Origin of the sequence: Streptomyces novaecaesareae (assembly GCF_000716875.1) — a bacterium.
Lineage (GTDB): Bacteria > Actinomycetota > Actinomycetes > Streptomycetales > Streptomycetaceae > Kitasatospora > Kitasatospora novaecaesareae.
On sequence record NZ_JNWQ01000043.1, the window covers coordinates 18602 to 36831 of the forward strand.

The 18230-nt window shown below is 75.8% G+C and carries 17 protein-coding genes and 1 pseudogene; 11 read left to right on the plus strand and 7 right to left on the minus strand.

The window, feature by feature from the left end; all coding sequences use genetic code 11:
* Positions 1-88 precede the first annotated feature (88 nt).
* The 9 genes from OP86_RS18230 to OP86_RS18270 all read left to right on the plus strand — a co-directional run bounded on the left by OP86_RS18230 (position 89) and on the right by OP86_RS18270 (position 8445).
* Positions 89-1174 carry an S-(hydroxymethyl)mycothiol dehydrogenase gene (locus OP86_RS18230; RefSeq protein WP_033332341.1) on the plus strand — a complete coding sequence of 362 codons (1086 nt, stop codon included), beginning with the start codon at positions 89-91 and terminating at the stop codon, positions 1172-1174.
* Positions 1171-1806 carry an MBL fold metallo-hydrolase gene (locus OP86_RS18235; protein ID WP_030060403.1) on the plus strand — a complete coding sequence of 212 codons (636 nt, stop codon included), beginning with the start codon at positions 1171-1173 and terminating at the stop codon, positions 1804-1806. The genes OP86_RS18230 and OP86_RS18235 overlap by 4 nt, the downstream gene beginning before the upstream one ends.
* Positions 1807-1889: 83 nt before the next feature.
* Entirely contained in the window at positions 1890-2291 is a 402-nt protein-coding gene (locus OP86_RS18240) for a pyridoxamine 5'-phosphate oxidase family protein (protein WP_030060404.1), read from the plus strand.
* Between the two features lie 469 nt (positions 2292-2760).
* Complete coding sequence (locus OP86_RS18245; RefSeq protein ID WP_245231796.1) at positions 2761-4035, plus strand: molybdopterin-dependent oxidoreductase; 1275 nt, start codon at positions 2761-2763, stop codon at positions 4033-4035.
* A 2-nt stretch (positions 4036-4037) separates the two neighbouring features.
* On the plus strand, positions 4038-4553 hold the full coding sequence (locus OP86_RS18250) for a hypothetical protein (protein ID WP_030060406.1): 516 nt from the start codon (positions 4038-4040) through the stop codon (positions 4551-4553).
* A 73-nt stretch (positions 4554-4626) separates the two neighbouring features.
* Entirely contained in the window at positions 4627-5490 is an 864-nt protein-coding gene (locus OP86_RS18255; RefSeq protein ID WP_030060407.1) for an S-methyl-5'-thioadenosine phosphorylase, read from the plus strand.
* 114 nt (positions 5491-5604) lie between these two features.
* A complete protein-coding gene (locus OP86_RS18260) occupies positions 5605-7041 on the plus strand; it encodes a hypothetical protein (RefSeq protein WP_051830226.1) in 1437 nt (478 codons plus the stop codon).
* A 146-nt stretch (positions 7042-7187) separates the two neighbouring features.
* On the plus strand, positions 7188-7853 hold the full coding sequence (locus OP86_RS18265; protein WP_051830227.1) for a molybdopterin-dependent oxidoreductase: 666 nt from the start codon (positions 7188-7190) through the stop codon (positions 7851-7853).
* Positions 7837-8445, plus strand: coding sequence for a cytochrome b/b6 domain-containing protein (locus OP86_RS18270; RefSeq protein ID WP_030060410.1), 609 nt, complete (start codon positions 7837-7839; stop codon positions 8443-8445). Before OP86_RS18265 ends, OP86_RS18270 begins: the two co-directional genes overlap by 17 nt.
* A 59-nt stretch (positions 8446-8504) precedes the next feature.
* Here the strand turns inward: OP86_RS18270 and OP86_RS18275 are convergent, their stop codons facing one another.
* The 3 genes and pseudogenes from OP86_RS18275 to OP86_RS37490 form a co-directional block, all read right to left on the minus strand.
* Positions 8505-9179 carry a class I SAM-dependent methyltransferase gene (locus tag OP86_RS18275; protein ID WP_033332344.1) on the minus strand — a complete coding sequence of 225 codons (675 nt, stop codon included), beginning with the start codon at positions 9177-9179 and terminating at the stop codon, positions 8505-8507.
* A complete protein-coding gene (locus tag OP86_RS37485) occupies positions 9176-9703 on the minus strand; it encodes a TIGR04282 family arsenosugar biosynthesis glycosyltransferase (RefSeq protein WP_245231797.1) in 528 nt (175 codons plus the stop codon). Before OP86_RS37485 ends, OP86_RS18275 begins: the two co-directional genes overlap by 4 nt.
* Before the next feature lie 102 nt (positions 9704-9805).
* Positions 9806-10516 (minus strand): annotated as a pseudogene (locus OP86_RS37490) (glycosyltransferase family 2 protein); the annotation flags it as partial.
* A gap of 187 nt (positions 10517-10703) precedes the next feature.
* Between OP86_RS37490 and OP86_RS18285 the strand changes: the two are divergent.
* Together OP86_RS18285 and OP86_RS18290 are read left to right on the plus strand one after the other, a co-directional pair.
* Complete coding sequence (locus OP86_RS18285) at positions 10704-11504, plus strand: response regulator transcription factor (protein ID WP_030060414.1); 801 nt, start codon at positions 10704-10706, stop codon at positions 11502-11504.
* Positions 11501-12685 (plus strand): sensor histidine kinase, encoded by a 1185-nt coding sequence (locus tag OP86_RS18290; protein ID WP_030060415.1) that lies wholly within the window; start codon positions 11501-11503, stop codon positions 12683-12685. Before OP86_RS18285 ends, OP86_RS18290 begins: the two co-directional genes overlap by 4 nt.
* A 79-nt stretch (positions 12686-12764) precedes the next feature.
* Here the strand turns inward: OP86_RS18290 and OP86_RS18295 are convergent, their stop codons facing one another.
* The 4 genes from OP86_RS18295 to OP86_RS18310 all read right to left on the minus strand — a co-directional run bounded on the left by OP86_RS18295 (position 12765) and on the right by OP86_RS18310 (position 18139).
* Positions 12765-13820, minus strand: a complete 1056-nt coding sequence (locus OP86_RS18295) for an NAD-dependent epimerase/dehydratase family protein (RefSeq protein ID WP_033332348.1) — start codon at positions 13818-13820, stop codon at positions 12765-12767.
* 142 nt (positions 13821-13962) lie between these two features.
* Positions 13963-16158, minus strand: coding sequence for an HAD-IIB family hydrolase (locus tag OP86_RS32980; protein ID WP_051830228.1), 2196 nt, complete (start codon positions 16156-16158; stop codon positions 13963-13965).
* A 55-nt stretch (positions 16159-16213) separates the two neighbouring features.
* Positions 16214-17179 carry a carbohydrate kinase family protein gene (locus tag OP86_RS18305; RefSeq protein WP_245231793.1) on the minus strand — a complete coding sequence of 322 codons (966 nt, stop codon included), beginning with the start codon at positions 17177-17179 and terminating at the stop codon, positions 16214-16216.
* Between the two features lie 60 nt (positions 17180-17239).
* On the minus strand, positions 17240-18139 hold the full coding sequence (locus tag OP86_RS18310) for a FixH family protein (protein ID WP_245231794.1): 900 nt from the start codon (positions 18137-18139) through the stop codon (positions 17240-17242).
* Between the last annotated feature and the right edge of the window lie 91 nt (positions 18140-18230).

Consider the following 18230-nt stretch of genomic DNA (forward strand, 5'->3'; position numbering starts at 1 on the left):
GCTACGCTTCGTGGGCAGTGCTTCTGCAGTCGTTTTGTCGCAGGTCACGCCGGTGCACAGGCGCACCGGCCGACGGAGGTGGAATCGGATGCCCCAGCAGGTCAAGGCAGTCATCGCGCGCGCCAAGGGCGCGCCCGTGGAGGTGACCACGATCGTGGTGCCGGACCCAGGCCCGGGCGAGGCGGTGGTCCGGATCCAGGCCTGCGGCGTCTGCCACACCGACCTGCACTACCGCGAGGGCGGCATCAACGACGAGTTCCCGTTCCTGCTCGGCCACGAGGCCGCGGGCATCGTGGAGTCGGTCGGCGAGGGCGTCACCGAGGTCGAGCCCGGCGACTTCGTGGTCCTCAACTGGCGAGCGGTGTGCGGCCAGTGCCGGTCCTGTCGGCGCGGGCGCCCGCAGTACTGCTTCGACACCCACAACGCCAAGCAGAAGATGACGCTGCTCGACGGCACCGAGCTGTCCCCGGCGCTGGGCATCGGCGCGTTCGCCGAGAAGACCCTGGTCGCGGCCGGCCAGTGCACCAAGGTCGACCCGGCCGCCGAGCCGGCCGTCGCCGGGCTGCTGGGCTGCGGCGTGATGGCGGGCCTCGGCGCCGCCATCAACACCGGCAACGTCGGCCGCGGCGACTCGGTCGCGGTCATCGGCTGCGGCGGCGTCGGCGGCGCGGCCGTGCTGGGCTCCCGGCTGGCGGGCGCGGCGAAGATCATCGCCGTCGACATCGACGACCGCAAGCTGGAGACCGCCCGCAGGCTCGGCGCCACCCACACCGTCAACTCCCGCACCACCGACCCGGTCGAGGCCATCCGCGAGCTGACCGGCGGCAACGGCGCGGACGTGGTCGTCGAGGCGGTCGGCCGGCCCGAGACCTACAAGCAGGCCTTCTACGCCCGCGACCTGGCCGGCACCGTCGTCCTGGTCGGCGTGCCCACCCCGGAGATGACGCTGGAGCTGCCGCTGCTCGACGTCTTCGGCCGCGGCGGCGCGCTGAAGTCCTCCTGGTACGGCGACTGCCTGCCCTCGCGGGACTTCCCGATGCTGATCGACCTCTACCTCCAGGGCCGCCTGGACCTGCGCGCCTTCGTCACCGAGACCATCGACCTCGACGCGGTGGAGCAGGCCTTCGAGCGGATGCACCACGGCGACGTCCTGCGCTCGGTGGTGATCCTGTGACCTCCGCCGCGCGCGTCGACCGGCTGGTGACCGCCGGGACCTTCGAACTCGACGGCGGCAGCTGGGAGGTGGAGAACAACGTCTGGATCGTCGGCGACGACGAGGAGGCGGTGGTGATCGACGCCGCGCACGACGCCGAGGCCATCGAGGCCGCGCTCGGCGGCCGCCGGCTGCGGGCGATCATCTCCACCCACGCGCACAACGACCACATCGACGCGGCCCCGGCCCTCGCCGCCAGGACCGGCGCGCCGATCCTGCTGCACCCGGACGACCTGCCGCTGTGGAAGCTCACCCACCCCGAGCGCCTCCCGGACGGCGAACTGGCCGACGGACAGCGGATCGAGGTGGCCGGCGCCGAGCTGACCGTCCTGCACACCCCGGGCCACGCGCCGGGCGCGGTCTGCCTGTACGCGCCCGCGCTGGGCACCGTGTTCACGGGTGACACCCTGTTCCACGGCGGACCGGGTGCGACCGGCCGCTCCTTCTCGCACTTCCCGACCATCATCGACTCGATCCGCGAGCGCCTGCTGACGCTCCCGGCCGAGACGGTGGTGCGCACCGGCCACGGCGACCTGACCACCATCGGCGCCGAGGCGCCCGCCCTGCCGGAGTGGATCGCCCGCGGCCACTGACCGCCAGGCCCGGGCCGGGTGCCAGGGCCGCCCGTACGGCCCCCAGGGCTTGATCGTTCCCCGGGGGCCGTACGATCGCGATCATGGCCCATGACCCGCGCGACCTCGACGACGCCATGCTCGCCTTCTGGCGCGAGCGGCACATCTCCACGCTGACCACCAGCCGCCCGGACGGCACGCCGCACGTGGTGCCGGTCGGCGTGACGTTCGAGCCGGAGACGGGAACCGCCCGGGTCATCACCAGCCGCACCAGCCGCAAGGCGCGCAACGTCGCGGCGGCCGGCCCGGAGGGCATGCGGGTCGCGGTCTGCCAGGTCGACCGGGCGCGCTGGGCGACGCTGGAGGGCGTCGCGGTCGTCCGGGACGAGCCCGAGCAGGTCGCCGAGGCGGAGCGCCGCTACGCCGAGCGCTACCGCCCGCCGCGGGTCAACCCGGACCGGGTGGTCATCGAGATCGCCGTGGACCGCGTTCTCGGCCGCGGCTGACGCCCGTCCCCCCTTCTCCGGAACGGCCGTTCTCGTTTTCGAGAACGGCCGTTCCGGCGTCCGGCGCCGCACTGCGGTTGGACCTTTCCGGCCCGGCCTGCCGCCGTTCGGGTGAGGCCGGAGCCCGTCGGGTCCGGCTTCGCCGGGGCACCGGCGCCGCCGGTGGTTGGCTGTCCGGCGGGTCCGGGACGGGCCCGGTCGATCGGCTTCCGCTGCGGCTGGTGTCCACGATCGCCCGTCCCGCCGTACGGCAGGGGAGCGTCGGGCTCCCGGTCACAGTGGCTGCCTGGGCTGGAGGTCATGGGTGGAGACGGGTGGGCGTGGGAGCGGTTCGGGTCGGCAGCCGGCCGGGCGGCGGACGAGGTGGAGTCCCGCCCCGGCCGTGCGCGGGGCGGTGCACGGGGCCGTGCGCGGTACGGGCCGGGCCCTCGCCCGGGGCCGCGCCGCCGTGGGGGCGTTCGCCGCCCGGATCGGCGAGCTGCCGGCCCCGCCCGGACCGTTCCGGCCGGGGTTCTGGCGCAGTCCGATCCGCGGCCCCTGGCTGACCTCGGTGTTCGGGCTCGTCCTCCTCGTCGGGCTCCCCGTCCTCTTCGTGACCGGCGCGCTGTCCTACGCGGCCTACAACCCCGACCTCGGCGCGCTCAACGACCAGACCCCGGACAAGGGACCGCTCGGCTTCTACCTCTTCGACTGGCCCACCCACCCGGCCTGGCTGTACCGGCTCACCCAGGGCGTGCACGTGACGCTCGGCGTGATCCTGGTGCCGGTGCTGCTGGCCAAGCTGTGGTCGGTGTTCCCGAAGCTCTTCGCCTGGCCGCCCGTCCGCAGCGTCGCACACGCGCTGGAGCGACTGTCGCTGCTGATGCTGGTCGGCGGGGCCGGCTTCGAGTTCGTGACCGGGATCCTCAACATCCAGCTCCACTACGTCTTCCCGGGGTCCTTCTACACCCTGCACTTCTACGGCGCGTGGGTGTTCATCGCCGCCTTCGGGGTGCACGTCGTCCTCAAGACCGGCGCGATGGTCCGCGCCCTGCGCTCGCGCCCCCTGATGCGGGAGCTGCGGACCGGGCTCGCCGCGACCAGGCCCGAGCCGCCCGACGGGACCGGGCTGGTGGCGGTCGCGCCGGCCGCGCCCACGACCTCCCGGCGCGGTGCGCTCGCGCTGGTCGGCGGCGGCTCGCTGGCCCTGTTCGTGGTCACCGCGGGGCAGAGCCTCGGCGGCGGGCTGCGGTCCACCGCGCTGCTGGCGCCGCACAACCGCGACCCGGGGGAGGGCCCGAACGGCTTCCAGGTCAACAAGACCGCCGCCTCCGTCGGCATCACCGCGCAGCTGGTCGGGCCCGACTGGCGGCTCGAACTGCACGGCGCCGCCGAGCCGTCCGTCCTCACCCGCGAGCAACTGCTCGCCCTGCCGCAGTGGTCGGCCCGGCTGCCGATCGCCTGCGTGGAGGGCTGGTCCACCCCGGACCAGCACTGGAGCGGACTGCGACTCGCCGACCTCGCGGCCCTGGCCGGCCTGCCCGGTGCCGCCGCCGTGCTGGTGGAGTCCGTCCAACCGCCCGGCCCGTACACCTCCGTGCTGCTGCGCGGCAACCAGATCCACGACCCGCGGTCCCTGCTCGCCCTGCGGGTCAACGGCGCCGAGCTCTCGCTCGACCACGGCTACCCCGCCCGGATCATCGTCCCCGCCAACCCCGGTGTGAACAACACCAAATGGGTCGGCCGACTCACCTTCAGGACGTGACCATGGACCGCCCCGCGCGCCCCGCCCGCCCCTCCCACCACCCCGCCCGCCTCGCGCGCTGGTACGGCGCCGGACCGATGCACCTGCTCGTCCTCCTCGCCTCGCTCGCGCTCACCGGCTACGCCGTCCAGCGGCTGGTGGCGCAACGGCCGCTCGCGGTGGCGCTCTGGTTCGTCGGCGCGGCCCTCGCCCACGACCTGATCCTGCTGCCGCTCTACTCGCTCGCCGACCTCTCGGCCCGCTCCGTGCTGCGCCACCGCCACCAACGGACCCCGGCCGTCCCGTGGATCACCTACCTCCGGGTGCCGGCGCTCCTGTCCGGCCTCCTGCTGCTCGTCTGGTTCCCCCTCGTCCTCGACCTCTCCGAGCCCTACCCGGCAGCCACCGGCCTCTCCGAAGGGGTCTACCTCGGCCGATGGCTCGCCATCACCGGAGTCCTGTTCGGCGCCTCGGCCGTCGCCCTGGCACTGGAACTGCGCCGCGCCCGCAGCCGGGCGCGCGGTGTCCGCGAACCGTAAGACCGCACCCCCGGGCATCGCAGGGGCCTGCTCCTAGAGTGGGCGGGACGTTTCTCGGAGAAGGGGACGAACGATGACGATCGATCAGGGCACCGCGCGGGCCGAGTTGGGCGTGATCGGCGGCTCGGGGCTGTACGCACTGCTGGACGAGGTGACCGAGGTGCGGGTGGATACCCCGTACGGTCCGCCCAGCGACGCGCTGTTCCTCGGCGAGGTGGCCGGGCGCCGGGTCGCCTTCCTGCCCCGGCACGGGCGCGGGCACGCACTGCCGCCGCACCGGATCAACTACCGCGCCAACCTCTGGGCGCTGCGCTCGCTGGGCGTGCGGCAGGTGCTCGGGCCGTGCGCGGTGGGCGGGCTGCGGCCGGAGTACGGGCCGGGCACGCTGCTGGTGCCGGACCAGTTCGTCGACCGGACCTCGGGCCGGGTGCAGACCTTCTACGACGGGCTGCCGCTGCCGGGCGGCTCCGTCCCCGAGGTGGTGCACGTGTCGATGGCCGACCCGTACTGCCCGGCCGGACGGCGGGCCGCCCTGGAGGCGGGGGCCGGGGCGGCCTGGGAGCCGGTGGACGGCGGCACCCTGGTGGTGATCGAGGGCCCGCGCTTCTCCACCCGCGCCGAGTCCCGCTGGTTCACCGCCAACGGCTGGTCGGTGGTCGGCATGACCGGGCACCCGGAGGCCGTGCTGGCCCGCGAACTCGGGCTCTGCTACACCTCGTTGGCGCTGGTCACCGACCTCGACGCGGGAGTGGAGAGCGGCGAGGGAGTCACCCACGCCGAGGTGCTGGAGGCCTTCGCGGGCAACGTCGACCGGCTGCGCACGGTGCTGTTCAAGGCCGTCGAACTGCTGCCCGCCGAGCGGGACTGCGTCTGTTCGCACGCCCTGGACGGCCTCGCGACGGGCCTCCCCGGCGTCCCCGGAGCCCCGGGCGCCTGACCGTCCTGGCCTTCCTGACCGTCCTGGCCTTCCGGCAGCGGATCCGCTTACGGATTGCGAACGGCGGCCCCGCCGCTGCCCCGCGCCGCCGTGGGCCGGTGGCAGGGTGGGCGGGTGCGCACCCGTACCCTCCCGCCCTGCCTCCCGACTCTCGCCGCTCTGGCCGCTCTCGCTGCCCTGGTCGCGGCCCTCGCGCTGACCGTGACCGCCGGCGGAACGCTCGCGAACCGGTCGCCGCTGTACGGCTGGTACGCGCTCGACGCCGGGCTCTTCGCCCTCGCGCTGCTCCTGCTCCGCAAGGTGGCGGACCGCCAGGTGGTGCCGCTGGTCATGGCGGGCAGCGTGCTCGTCGCCGCGGTCGGGCTGCTGGCACCGCCGCGCACCAGCGACGACGCTTACCGCTACGTGTGGGACGGTCGGGTCCAGGCGGCCGGCATCTCGCCGTACGCGCACACCCCGGAGGACCCGGCGCTGCTCCGGCTGCGCGATCCGGGCCTGTTCCCCGTGCGGGACGGCTGCGCGGGGTGGGACGAGCGGCGGACGGCGGCCGGTGACTGCACCCGGATCAACCGGCCCGCCGTGCACACGATCTACCCGCCGGTCGCGGAGGCGTGGTTCCTCGCCGTGCACCCCTTCGGCGGCGGGGTGCGCGGCGTGCAGGCCGCGGGTGCCCTGCTGGCCGTCGCGACGACCGGCGCCCTGCTGCTGGTCGGGCGGGGGAGCCGACGGGCGGCGCTGTGGGGGTGGTGCCCGGGGGTGACCGTCTGGGCGGTCAACGACGCGCACGTCGACACCCTCGGCGCGCTCCTCATGGTGGCCGGGCTGGGCTGTGCGGCCCGCCGCCGGTCCGCCGCCGGGGGCGCCCTGCTCGGTGCGGCGGTCGCGACCAAGCTGCTGCCGGCGCTCGCCCTGCCCGGGGCACTGTCGGGCGCGCTGTCCGGTGGGCTGTCCGGTGGGCTGTCCGGACTGCGGGGCCGGGGCTCGGATCGGCGGCCGACCCGACGGGGCCTGCTGCTGGCGGCGGCGGCGCTCGGCGCGTTCGCGGTGAGCTACCTGCCGTACGTCGCGGTCTCCGGCCTCGGCGTCCTCGGGTACCTGCCCGGGTACCTGCGGGAGGAGGGGTATGAGCAGGGGCACCTCGACCGGTTCGGCCTCCTGCGGATGCTCGTCCCCGACCGGTGGGCCGCCTGGGCGGGTGCCCTGGTACTGGCGGCGGTGGTGCTGTGGGTGCTGCGGCACGGCGACCCCCGCCGTCCGTGGCGGGGCGCGCTGGAGGTCACCGGGGCGGCGCTGCTGGTCGTCGCGCCGAGCTACCCCTGGTACGGCCTGCTCGTGGTGGCCCTGGTCGCGCTCGACGGACGGTGGGAGTGGCTGGCCGTCCCCGCGGCCGGGCAGGTGCTCTACCTGGTGGGCGGGCCGGACGCCCAGCGGAGCGCGTACGCTGCCGCCCTGGCCTGCGTGCTCGTGGCGCGGGTGCTGCGCGGGCGGCGCGCGGGCGAGGAGCCGCTCCACCCGGCGCGCGGCGCGGAGCCGGAGATGACGAAAGTCTGACGGGAGGGTGCCGGGACTGGCCTTCGCCCGGGCCGACCTGCTCGAATCGTCGGGTGGACGGAACAAGCGGAACAAGCGGAACCGACGGAACAGATGGAACAGACGGGACGACGCGCGAGGGCAGGGGCACCCCGGTCGGACGGCGCGTGGTGCTCGGCCTGCTCGGCCTCGGGGCGGTGGGGGTGGCCGCCGGGCCGTACCTGCAACGGGCGGAGTCGGCACTCGCGCAGCGGGACCCGAGCGGCCTGAGCGGGCTGCTGCCCGGGAACAACGGCTTCCGGTACTACTCGGTGGTGACCTCCGTCCCCGAGCGTGACGCGGAGACCTACACACTGACCGTCGACGGACTGGTCCGGCGCCCCGCGACGCACCGGCTGGCCGATCTCCAGGCGATGCCGCAGCGCCGGCTGGTCAAGGACGTCCAGTGCGTCACCGGGTGGCGGGTGCCGGACACACCCTTCGAGGGCGTGCCGCTGGCGCACCTGCTGGATGCCGCCGGGGTGGCGCCGGAGGCGAAGGCCGTACGCTTCAGCTGCTTCGACGGCGCGTACACCGAGAGCCTCACCCTGGAGCAGGCCCGGCGGGACGACGTGCTGGTCGCGCTGCGCATGCAGGACGCGCCGATCGGCCACAACCACGGCGGGCCGGTGCGGCTGTACGTCGCACCGATGTACTTCTACAAGTCCGCGAAGTGGCTTTCGGGCATCACCGTGACCGGCTCGGTCGAGCCGGGCTACTGGGAACGGAACGGTTATGACGTCGACGCCTGGGTCGGCCGGTCGAACGGGCGGAACGATGCGCCGACGAACTGAGCTGGTCCTCCGCTTCACCCGCGCCGAGCGCTGGGTCCACCGGGTGACGGCCGCGCTGATGGGCGTCTGCCTGGCCACGGCCGCCTGCCTCTATCTCGCCCCGCTCGCCGAACTGGTCGGCAACCGGCCGCTGGTGGTGACCGTGCACGTGTGGTGCGGCCTGGCGCTGCCCGTACCGCTGCTGCTCGGCCTCGCCTCCCGCGCGCTGCGGGCCGACCTCGCCCGGCTCAGCCGGTTCGCCCCGGCGGACTGGCAGTGGCTGCGGGCCGTCCGGGCCCGGGCGGCGCACCGGCCGGCCGGGAAGTTCAACGCGGGCCAGAAGCTGTACGCGCAGTGGACGCTCGGCACGATGCTGGTGATCGTCGGCACCGGGTTGCTGATGTGGCTCACCCACCTCGCCCCGGCGTCCTGGCGGACCGGCGCGACCTTCGTGCACGACTGGCTGGCCGCGGCCATCGCAGTCGTGGTCGCCGGGCACATCCGGATGGCCTGGCGGGACCCGGAATCGCGGCTCGGCATGCGGACCGGGCTGGTGGAGCGGCGCTGGGCCGAGCGCGAGCACCCGCACTGGCAGGCGGCCGACCCGGAGTAGGCCCTGCCCCGCCTCGCCCGGTCGGCCTACCTCGCCCCGCCTCGCCTCGCCCCGCCTCGTCACGCGCGGGCGGCGGGGGAGCCCTTGCGCAGGGCGAGGAACCGCCGCCCGTGGGAGGACCAGCGCTCCGCCTCCACCAGCCCGGCGGCAGCGGCCCGGCGCGTGACGGCCCCGGCGCCGCAGCGGGCCCAGGCGAACGCCGGGCCGAGCCGGCCGTCCGCGCCCTCCACCCGGACGGTGAGCCGCTCGTCCACTTCCTGCGGCTCCACCTCCACCAGCAACACACCCGCCGGCGCCAGGAGTTCGGCGGCGCGGCGGAGCAGCAGACCGGGGTCGCCGCCGATGCCGACATTGCCGTCGGCGAGCAGCGCACCGCCCCAACGGCCCTCCGCCGGCAGGCGGTCGAACACCGAACGGCACAGCGCCGGGCCGCCGAGGTGCCGGGTCCGGTCCACCGCGGCACCCGTGACGTCGACCCCGAGGGCCGGCACGCCGCGGGCCAGCAGGGCGGCCACCAGCCGGCCGGGCCCGCAGCCGAGGTCGACGACCGGGGCGCCGAGCCGCACGCAGCGCAGCAGCAGGCCCTGATCGCCGCCGGCGGCCGGCGCGCACCACCGTTCGACGTCCAGGAAGATCCGGGCGCCGTCCTCCCCACGCAGCCACAGCGGGCCGCGCCCGGCCCGCACGGCATCGGCGAACGGGTCCTCGACCCATGCGGCGGCCGGGGCGCTCACCCCGCCACCTCCGGGGCGGCGGCCATCGCGCGCAGCCGTGCCGCGAAGGCGGTGTGCGGCGCTTCGGCGGCGACCCGCCGGGCGTCCGCGATGGTGTCCACGTCGGACAGCACCGGCAGGTGACGGACCGTCAGGGATTCGGCGGCCAGCCGGTCCAGCACGGCGGCTCCGGTGCCGGAGGTGGACATCGGCACGCCCAGCAGCAGCCGCCGGGCGAGCCGCTCGGTGGGCCGCGCCAGCCCGAGGGCCCAGAACCCGCCGTCGGAGGCAGGCCCGTACCAGGCGTCGGCACCGGTGCGGCGGGCCGGGGACAGCGCCTCCGCGAGGAGCGCCGCATCCAGGTGCGGGGTGTCCATCCCGACCAGTAGGGCGGGTGCGTCCGGAGCCGTCCGGGCCGCGTGGGAGAAGGCCGCGGCGAGCCGTTCGTCCAGCCCGCCGCCCGACTGCGGGACGACCTGCCAGCCGGGCGGTAGCCAACGGCCCGCCTCGCCCTCCAGCACCAGCAGACGCCGCCCGGCAGGCATCCGGCCGAGGACGGCGAGGGTGTCGGCGAGCGAGGCCTCCGCCAGCGCCGCCGCCTGCTCGGGGCTGCACGGCGGGGTGAGGCGGGTCTTCACCCGCCCCGGCACCGGGGACTTGGCGATGACCAGCAGGGTCGGTGGCGGCGCGGCCAGCACGGCCCGCATGTCGCGTACGGCCTGACGCGTGCCCCGCAGCGTCCCGGTCACCTTGGAACGGCCGGCGCGCGGCAGGTAGTCGACCGGGGTCTCGGCGATCCGCATCCCGGCCGCCGAGGCGGCGAGCACCATCTCCAGCGGGTAGCCGGAGCGGCGGTCGCCGAGGCCGAGCGCGAGCAGCCGCTCCCGGCGGGCCGCGCGCATCGGCCCCAGGTCGTGCAGCGGGGCCCCGGTGCGGGCGCGCAGACGGCGGGCGAGCACCGCGTTGGCGAACCGGGCGTGCGGCGGCCAGGCGCCGGCCTGCGCGGGGCGGCGGCGGCCGAGCACCAGATCCGCCGCGCCCGCCGCCACCGGGCCCACCACCCGCGGCAGTTGGGCCGGATCGAGGGAGCCGTCGCAGTCCAGGAAGCAGACCAGGTCGGCGGTCGCGGCGAGCAGACCGGCATGGCAGGCGGCACCGAAACCGCGTCGGGGCTCCTCGACGACGGTGGCGCCCAAGGACCGGGCCAGCTCGGCGGAGCCGTCGCGCGAGCCGTTGTCCACGACGATCGCCCGCCAATCGGCCGGGACGCGCCCGAGCACCCACGGCAGTGCCCCGGCCTCGTCGAGGCAGGGGAGGACGACGTCGACGGACGGCACAGGGGGAAGGGGAGAGGTCACGCCGGTCACGCTAACGGTGGCCGGGCCCGCCGAAGCCGAACCGCGCCCTTACGGAAGTGCTACGGCCGGGCGGTGTGATCCGTCCGGCGGAGCCGTGCGGGGACGCGTTGGTGGAGGATCTTACGGAAGGCGAACGCGGCGACCGGCGCGTCCCCGGCCGTGGCCCGCGGCTCGTATCCTCGGCGAGGTGAACGAGCCCCCCGCCGAGAGCCCTGCTGCGGCCCCTGCTGCGACCCCTGCCACCAGCCCCGCCGCCGGACAGCCCGCCCCCGGCCGCATCCTGGTGATCGACGACGACCCGACCGTGGCCGAGGTCGTCGCCGGCTACCTCACCCGGGCGGGGCACCACGTCGACCGCGCCGCCGACGGACACCGGGGCCTCGCCCTGGCCCGCGCCCACCGCCCGGACCTTCTCGTCCTGGACCTCATGCTCCCGGGCATCGACGGCCTGGAGATCCTGCGCCGACTGCGTGCCGCCGAGGACGGCGCCGACCTCCCCGTGGTCCTGCTCACCGCCAAGGGCAGCGAGGAGGACCGCGTCCTCGGCCTGGAACTGGGCGCCGACGACTACGTCACCAAGCCGTTCAGCCCGCGCGAACTCGTCCTGAGGGTCCAGTCGGTGCTGCGCCGCTCCCGCGCGGCCGGGCCCGCGTCACCCGGCGGCGGGCCGCTGGTCTCCGGCGACCTCGTGCTCGACCCGCAGGCCCGCCGGGCCCGCCGCGGCGGGCGTGAACTCCTGCTGACACTACGGGAGTTCGACCTGCTCTCGTTCCTCCTCCGGCACCCGGGCACGGTGCTCTCCCGCCAGGAGCTGATGGAGCGGGTGTGGGGCTGGGACTTCGGTGACCTGTCCACCGTCACCGTCCACGTCCGCCGGCTGCGCCAGAAGGTCGAGGACGACCCGGCCGCGCCGGCCCTGATCACCACCGTGTGGGGCGTCGGCTACCGCTTCGACCCGGTGCCGGACGCGAAGGGCGGCCGGGCGTGAAGGACCTGCTGCTGATCGCCCTGTTCGCCGCGCTCGGCGCCGGCGGGGCGGGGGTGCTCGGCTGGGCGGCCGTCCGGCTGCTGCGGCGCCGCTCGCTCGCACTGTCGCTGTTCTGCGTCGCGGCCGTCACCGTGCTCGCCGTCACCTCCGGGACCTTCGCGGTGGCCCAGGCGATGTTCCTGTCCCGGCACGACCTCGGCGTGGTGATCACGGTCTTGGGGATGGCCTCCGTCGTGGCGCTGGCGACCGCTGCGCTGCTCGGCCGGCAGGTCGTCGCCGGGAGCAGGGCGCTGACCGAGGCCGCGCGGACCGTCGGCAGCGACGGCGGGTTCACCGCGCCGGAGCGCCCGCTCGGCCTGGAACTGGCGCAGCTCAGCGAGGAACTCGCCGCCACCAGCGCCAGGCTCGCCGAGTCCAGGGCGCGGGCCGCGGCCCTGGACTCCTCCCGCCGGGAGCTGATCGCCTGGATCTCGCACGACCTGCGCACCCCGCTCGCCGGGCTGCGCGCCATGGCGGAGGCGCTGGAGGACGGCGTCGCCGACGACCCCCAGCGCTACCTCGGGCGGATGCGCACCGAGGTCGAGCGGCTCACCGGGATGGTGGACGACCTGTTCGAACTCTCGCGCATCCAGGCGGGGGCGCTGTCCCTGTCGCTGTCCCGGGTGTCGGTCTACGACCTGGTCGACGACGCGCTCGCCGGGGCGCACCCGCTGGCCCGGCAGCGTGGCGTCCGCCTGGAGGGCCGGCAGGTCGCCGCCGAACCCGTCGAGGTCGACAGCGGCGAGATCACCCGGGTGCTCGGCAACCTCCTGGTCAACGCCATCCGCTCGACCCCCGAGGACGGGGTGGTCGCCGTCTCGGCCCGCCGGGAGGCCGACGAGGTGGTGCTCGCGGTCACCGACGGCTGCGGGGGCATCCCGGAACAGGACCTGCCCAGGGTCTTCGACACCGGGTGGCGCGGCGGCGCGGCCCGCACCCCGCGCCCGGCGGACCGGGGAAGCCCGTGGGACCGGGGCGGCGGCGGTGGCGGAGAGGGAGGCGGGGGCGGCGGGGGCGGCGGTGCCGGGCTCGGGCTCGCCATCGTCCGGGGCATCGTCGAGGCCCACGCGGGCCGGGCCCGGGTCCGCAACGTCGCCGGGGGCTGCTGCTTCGAGATCGTCCTGCCCGCCGCGCGGAGCTGAACCCGGCCGCGACCCCGCGACCGGACCCGGCCGCGAACCCGCCACTGGACCCGACCGCGGCGGACCGCGGTTGCCGGGCTCAGCCGCGCTGCGGCGCGCCCGCGAACTCCACCATGCCCTCGGCGAACGACACCCGCGCCCGCCAGCCCAGCTCCGCGCGCAGCCGGGAGGAGTCCGCGGTGATGTGCCGGACGTCGCCGAGCCGGTACTCGCCGGTCACCAGCGGGGCCGGCCCGCAGTGCGCGGCGGCCAGCGCCGCGGCCATCTCGCCGACCGTACGGACCTCCCCGCTGCCCACGTTGTACGCCCTGGCGCTGCCCGGCGGCCGGCCGCCGACCGCCGCCAGCGCGGTCAGGTTCGCGGCGGCGACGTCCTCGACGTGCACGAAGTCCCGGCGCTGCCCGCCGTCCTCGAACACCCGGGGCGCCTCGCCCCGCGCCAGGGCGGAACGGAACAGCGAGGCCACCCCGGCGTACGGGGTGTCGCGCGGCATCCCCGGGCCGTAGACGTTGTGGTAGCGCAGCGTCAGCACCCGGCCGCCGCAGGCGCGGGCCCAGGCGCCGGCCAGGTGCTCCTGGGCGAGCTTGGTCGCCGCGTACACGTTGCGCGGGTCGGCCGGCGCGTCCTCCGCGACCAGGCCGGGGCGGAGCGCGGCGCCGCACCGGGGGCAGGGCGGCTCGAAGCGGCCGGCGTCCAGGTCGTCCCGGCGGCGCGGGCCCGGCGAGACGGCCCCGTGCAGTGGGCACCGGTACCGGCCCTCGCCGTACACCACCATCGAACCGGCGAGGACGAGGTCCCGCACCGCCTCGCGGGCCATCGCGGCGAGCAGCACCGCGGTGCCCAGGTCGTTGCAGCCGGCGTAGGCGGGCGCGTCGTCGAGGTCCAGCCCCAGGCCCACCATCGCCGCCTGGTGGCAGACCGCGTCCACCCCGGCGAGCGCTTGCCCGACGGCGGCGGCGTCCCGTACGTCCCCCTGCCGGAACTCCACCCCGGCGGGCAGCGCGGGCACCGCCCCGGAGGGATGCACGGCGGGCAACAGCGCGTCCAGCACCCGGACTTCGTGGCCCGCCGCCACCAGGGCCCGGACGACCGCCGAACCGATGAACCCGGCGCCGCCGGTGACCAGAATCCTCATGCCCGCCGACGCTACCGCCCCGGCACCGCGCGGCCCCGGCAGGACGGCGACGCGTCACGGATCCGTAAGGGGTGGTGTCCTCCTCGGCGGGCCCGGGTCGGGTCCGTGGCGCTGCGCCGGCCGGGTCGGCTGTGCCGGCCGGTCACCCGACGACGGCCGGTCCGGTGCGGGCGCCGCGGATCTCGTGGACGATCCGGGCCGCCCAGTCGGCGGGGCGTTCGTGCCCGATGAGGTCGGCGAGCCGGTGCATGCGGGTGCGGCGTTCGGCGGGGGAGAGGTCGAGGGCCCGGGACAGGACGGTGGTCAGGTCCTCGGCGGAGTTGGGGTCGGTGAGCAGGGCCGCGTCGCCCAGTCCGGCCGCGGCGCCGGTGTGGCGGGAGAGCACCAGCACCCCGGGCGGGTGCGCGTGGTGCCGGGGGAGGGCGGCCCGGGCCGCGATGAACTCCTTGGCCGTGAGGTTCATGCCGTCCTGGAGCGAGGTCACCCAGAGGACGTCGGCGGCGAGGTACTCGTCGACGACCGAGGGGACGGGAAGGCTGCGGGGCACGTAGTCCACCGGCTGCCACCCGGCCTGCCGCCAGGCGTCGTTGACCTGGTCGATGCGCTGTTCGAGGAGCCGGCGGGTGGTGTCGTAGGCGGTCACGCCCGGTTCGGGGGGAGGGCAGATCAGCCGGAAGGTGAGCCGTCCGCGCAGGTCGGGCCGTCGGTCGAGGAGCCGGGCGATGGCGTCGACCTTCTGGACGGGGGCCTTGGCGTAGTCGAGGCGTTCGACCGAGAGCACCCGCAGGCCGGTCGGTGGGCGGCGCAGCGGTGCGCGGTCGCGGGCCAGCGCCTCGATGGCGGGCCGGTCGATCCCGAGCGGATGCACTGCCGTGAACGGTCGGTCGGGCAGGCCGGACAGGGCCTGCCGGAAGCGTTCGGCGAAGGCGGCGGTGTGAAACCCGACCCAGTCCAGGCAGGCCAGTGAGGCGCGCAGCTCGGTGGCGGCCGGGAGCGTGGCGAAGACCTCCGGAGGCGGGAACGGCGTGTGGTGGAACAGCCCGGTCCGCAGATCGGGGCGGGTGGCGCGCAGCAGGCCGGGGACCAGCCAGAGGTTGTAGTCGTGGAGCCAGACGGTCGCGCCCGGGGCCGCCTGCGCGCTGATCCGTTCCGCGAAGCGCGCGTTGACCGCGCGGTAGTGGGCCCAGGAGCGTTCGTCGTGGACCGACCGGTCGGGTGCGGACATGAGCACCGGCCACAGCGTCTCCTTGCAGGCCCGGTGGAAGTAGCCGGTCCACTCGGCGGAGGTGAGCGGCAGCAGGGACAGCGGGAGTCCGGTGGGCGGGGCGGGGATGGCGCCGGGGTGGTCGTCGGGGTGGGCGCCGGCCAGGGCCGTGACCCAGACGCCGGGCAGGCCGTCGGTGAAGGCGCTGGTCAGGGTGGGCAGGATGCCGTTGGGGCTGGCGGGCGGGCGCCAGTGCGTCCCGGTCCAGTGCAGCGGCGGGCGGTGGTAGCCCACCACGAGCGAGTGCTGCCGTCCGGCCGGGGCGCCGAGGTGTCCGGGGTCGTCCAGTGCGGTGTCGTCGTAGGCGGTGTCGTCCTCGGCGGTGTCGTCCTGTGCGGTGTCGTGTCCGGCCCCGGGTGGCGGCAGCCAGCCCAGGGCGTGCAGTGCCGCGAGGATGCCGGCCGCGCCGGGTGCGTCGGGCCGGTGGACGTGCGGGCTGTCGGTCAGCGCTTCGAGCAGGGCGGGTTCGGCGCCGGCGACGGCCACGGCGTGCGTGCCGAAGCGGAACAGCGACAGGTCGTTCAGGGAGTCCCCGGCGACGAGGATCTCCTCCGGTGCCCAGCCCAGCTTCCGGGCGAGCAGCCGCAGGGCGGCGCCCTTGGACGCGCCCGGCGGCAGCACGTCGAGGTAGCGGTCGGCCGAGTACTCCCAGGTGCAGCCGAACTCCCGGACGGCGTCGGTGAGTTCATGGGTGAGCCGGTCCGGGGTGAGGTGGTAGGAGCAGCGGCCGTCCTGGACCACGCCGTCCTGGTAGTCGAGTCCGGGGAAGCGGCGCAGGGCGGCGCGCACCCGCTCCGCGCCCGGCCAGCCGGTGCGCAGCTGTTCCTGCAGCGAGTCCACCGGGGTGAGGTCGGCGCCGTCGACCACGGTCGCGCCCACATCGGCGATGATCCACCGCGGCCTGGGGACCAGTGGGTCGCAGATCAGTTCCCGGACGGAGTCCAGGGCGCGGCCGGTGGCGAAGACCAGCGTCACCTCGGGGTGGCGCTCCAGGGCGTCCCGTAATCGGCGCCGACTGTCCGGGGAGCCGCCGAGCAAGGTGCCGTCCAGATCGGTGACCAGAATCCTCGACATCCGGCCGACGCTAGCATGACAGTTCGCCGTGGGGTGGCGTTAATGTGACGATCGGTCAACTGCTGGAGCCGGCTGCCGGAACGGGCTCTCCGGGCCGCGCGGCGGAGCGGCCGAGCCGCCGGTGGAGTTCCTCGACCCGCAGGGCGGCGCTGGAGCCCGGGCCGGTGACGGCCGCGGCGCCGCAGGCCGCTGCGGCGGCGAGGCAGTCGGGCAGGCTCCAGCCGGCCAGGAGGCCGTGCACGAACCCGGCGTCGAAGCAGTCGCCCGCCCCGGTGGTGTCCACGACCCGGGCGGGGACGGCGGGAACGTCGTGGCGCTTGCCGTCCCGCACGGCGGTGGCCCCGTGCGCGCCGCGCTTGACCACGAGGGTGGGCACCAGCGCAGCGAGCTCCGCGACGGCGGCCTCCGGATCGGCGGCGCCGGTCAGACGGACGGCCTCGGCGGTGTTGGGCGTGAAGACGTCGACCCCGGCCAGGGCCCGGCGGACCGCCGGATCGGCCAGCGAGACGGCGGTGTCGTGGCAGTCCATCACCACCACCGTGCCCAACTCCCGGGCCGCGTCCAGCGCCGCGAGCGCCACGTCGTCGCAGCGGAGCTGGGGCAGCAGCAGGACGCGCGGGCGGTGCCGTCGCAGCACGGGCGCGAGCGGTACCGGCGCGACCGGATCCATGAAGCTGACCATGGCGCGTTCGCCGTCGGCCGCCAGGGCGACCGTCAGACTGCGCACCGGGCCGTCGTGGTGCCGGAAGGCCGCTTCGTCCAGCCCCTCCTGCCGGGCGGCGGCCAGCACCTGCCCGCTGAACGCGTCCGTGCCGAAGTCGGTGCTCCAGACCACGTCGTGCCCCAGCCGGCGCAGCGCCATCGCCGACGAGTACGCCCCGCCGGGCACCAACGCGAAGCCCTCGGCGAACACTTCACCCCCCGGGCGTACGGCCCCCGCCAGGCCGTGGAACACCAAGTCCGCGAAGTAGGCGCCCACCACGAGCACTTCGCACCCTCGTACCGCGTCGTTCGTTCCCATCCGGTGAGCATCGGCCGTTCGCCGGGGATCGAAACCCCTTCCTCCGCCGCCGGGCCGGGGTCAGTCGACGTGCAGGGTGAGTTCGGCGGTGTGCAGTCGGCCGACGGTCTGGAACTGGAGGAAGACCCGCCAGTCGCCCGGTTCCGGGAGGAGGGCCTGGAAGGTCAGGGTGGGGCCGCCGTGGTCGCCGTTCACGGCGTCCGCCGGGTGGAGGTGGGCGAGTGCCTGGTCGCCCTCGTGGAAGGCGCTGAGGTGGGCGTAGCTGTCCAGGTAGGGCTGGAGGTCGGTGACCGGTCGGCCGCCTTGGCTGACGGTCGCGACCAACTGGTGTGCCCCGGCCATCGGTCGGGCGTGCAGGGCGACGGTGTAGCCGTCGACGGTGGTGGTGCCGGCCGGGGCGGGCAGCGGCACCGGGGCGGGATCGCCGGGCACCGTCACGGTGCGGCTGAGGACGAGTTCGGCGGCGTGCGGGCCGGTGTTCGGGACGAAGTCGGCGTACAGCCGCCAGCTGCCGGGGGCGAGGGCGGCGAGGTCCGCGGTCCAGGTGCCGTCCTCGGCCGGGTCCGGGTGCAGGTGCTGGAAGCCGGTGAGATCGGTGCGGATCGCGTAGAAGTGCAGCTTCCTGGTCTGGTGGACGGCGAAGTCGGTGACGGGCGCGCCGTCCGGGCCGGTGACGGTGAACCGGAGGGCCGACGGACGCCCGGCGGGCAGCTCGCCGGTCGCGGTGTCCAGGCGGTAGCCGTCCTGCTCGGCGGCGAGGCCGCGCCCGGGGCTCTGCAGGGCGCCTGCCGTACCGGCCGCCGTCCCTGCCATCCCAGGCATCCCCGGCATCCCGCCCGGCGCGGGGGCGGGGGCGGGGGACGGAACGGAGGCCGCCATCCCGAGGACGAGCAGCACCGGCAGGCAGGACGCGAGCAGCCAGCCCCGGCGGAACGGACGGGCGGGGGGAGGAGCGGTCATCGGCGGGTCCTTCCGTCGTAGGGCGCGCCCAGGCGGCGCCGGGCCGAGGGAGTTCGGCCTCACTACAACGGGAGACCGCAGGCGGGCGGTC

Coding starts and splice junctions, on each gene's coding strand:
- OP86_RS18255 (WP_030060407.1), top strand. CDS start 4,627: ATGACGATCGATCAGGGCACCGCGCGGGCCGAGTTGGGCGTGATCGGC.
- OP86_RS18270 (WP_030060410.1), top strand. CDS start 7,837: ATGCGCCGACGAACTGAGCTGGTCCTCCGCTTCACCCGCGCCGAGCGC.
- OP86_RS18250 (WP_030060406.1), top strand. CDS start 4,038: ATGGACCGCCCCGCGCGCCCCGCCCGCCCCTCCCACCACCCCGCCCGC.
- OP86_RS18305 (WP_245231793.1), bottom strand. CDS start 17,179: ATGGGAACGAACGACGCGGTACGAGGGTGCGAAGTGCTCGTGGTGGGC.
- OP86_RS18310 (WP_245231794.1), bottom strand. CDS start 18,139: ATGACCGCTCCTCCCCCCGCCCGTCCGTTCCGCCGGGGCTGGCTGCTC.
- OP86_RS18295 (WP_033332348.1), bottom strand. CDS start 13,820: ATGAGGATTCTGGTCACCGGCGGCGCCGGGTTCATCGGTTCGGCGGTC.
- OP86_RS18230 (WP_033332341.1), top strand. CDS start 89: ATGCCCCAGCAGGTCAAGGCAGTCATCGCGCGCGCCAAGGGCGCGCCC.
- OP86_RS18240 (WP_030060404.1), top strand. CDS start 1,890: ATGGCCCATGACCCGCGCGACCTCGACGACGCCATGCTCGCCTTCTGG.
- OP86_RS37485 (WP_245231797.1), bottom strand. CDS start 9,703: ATGCCTGCCGGGCGGCGTCTGCTGGTGCTGGAGGGCGAGGCGGGCCGT.
- OP86_RS32980 (WP_051830228.1), bottom strand. CDS start 16,158: ATGTCGAGGATTCTGGTCACCGATCTGGACGGCACCTTGCTCGGCGGC.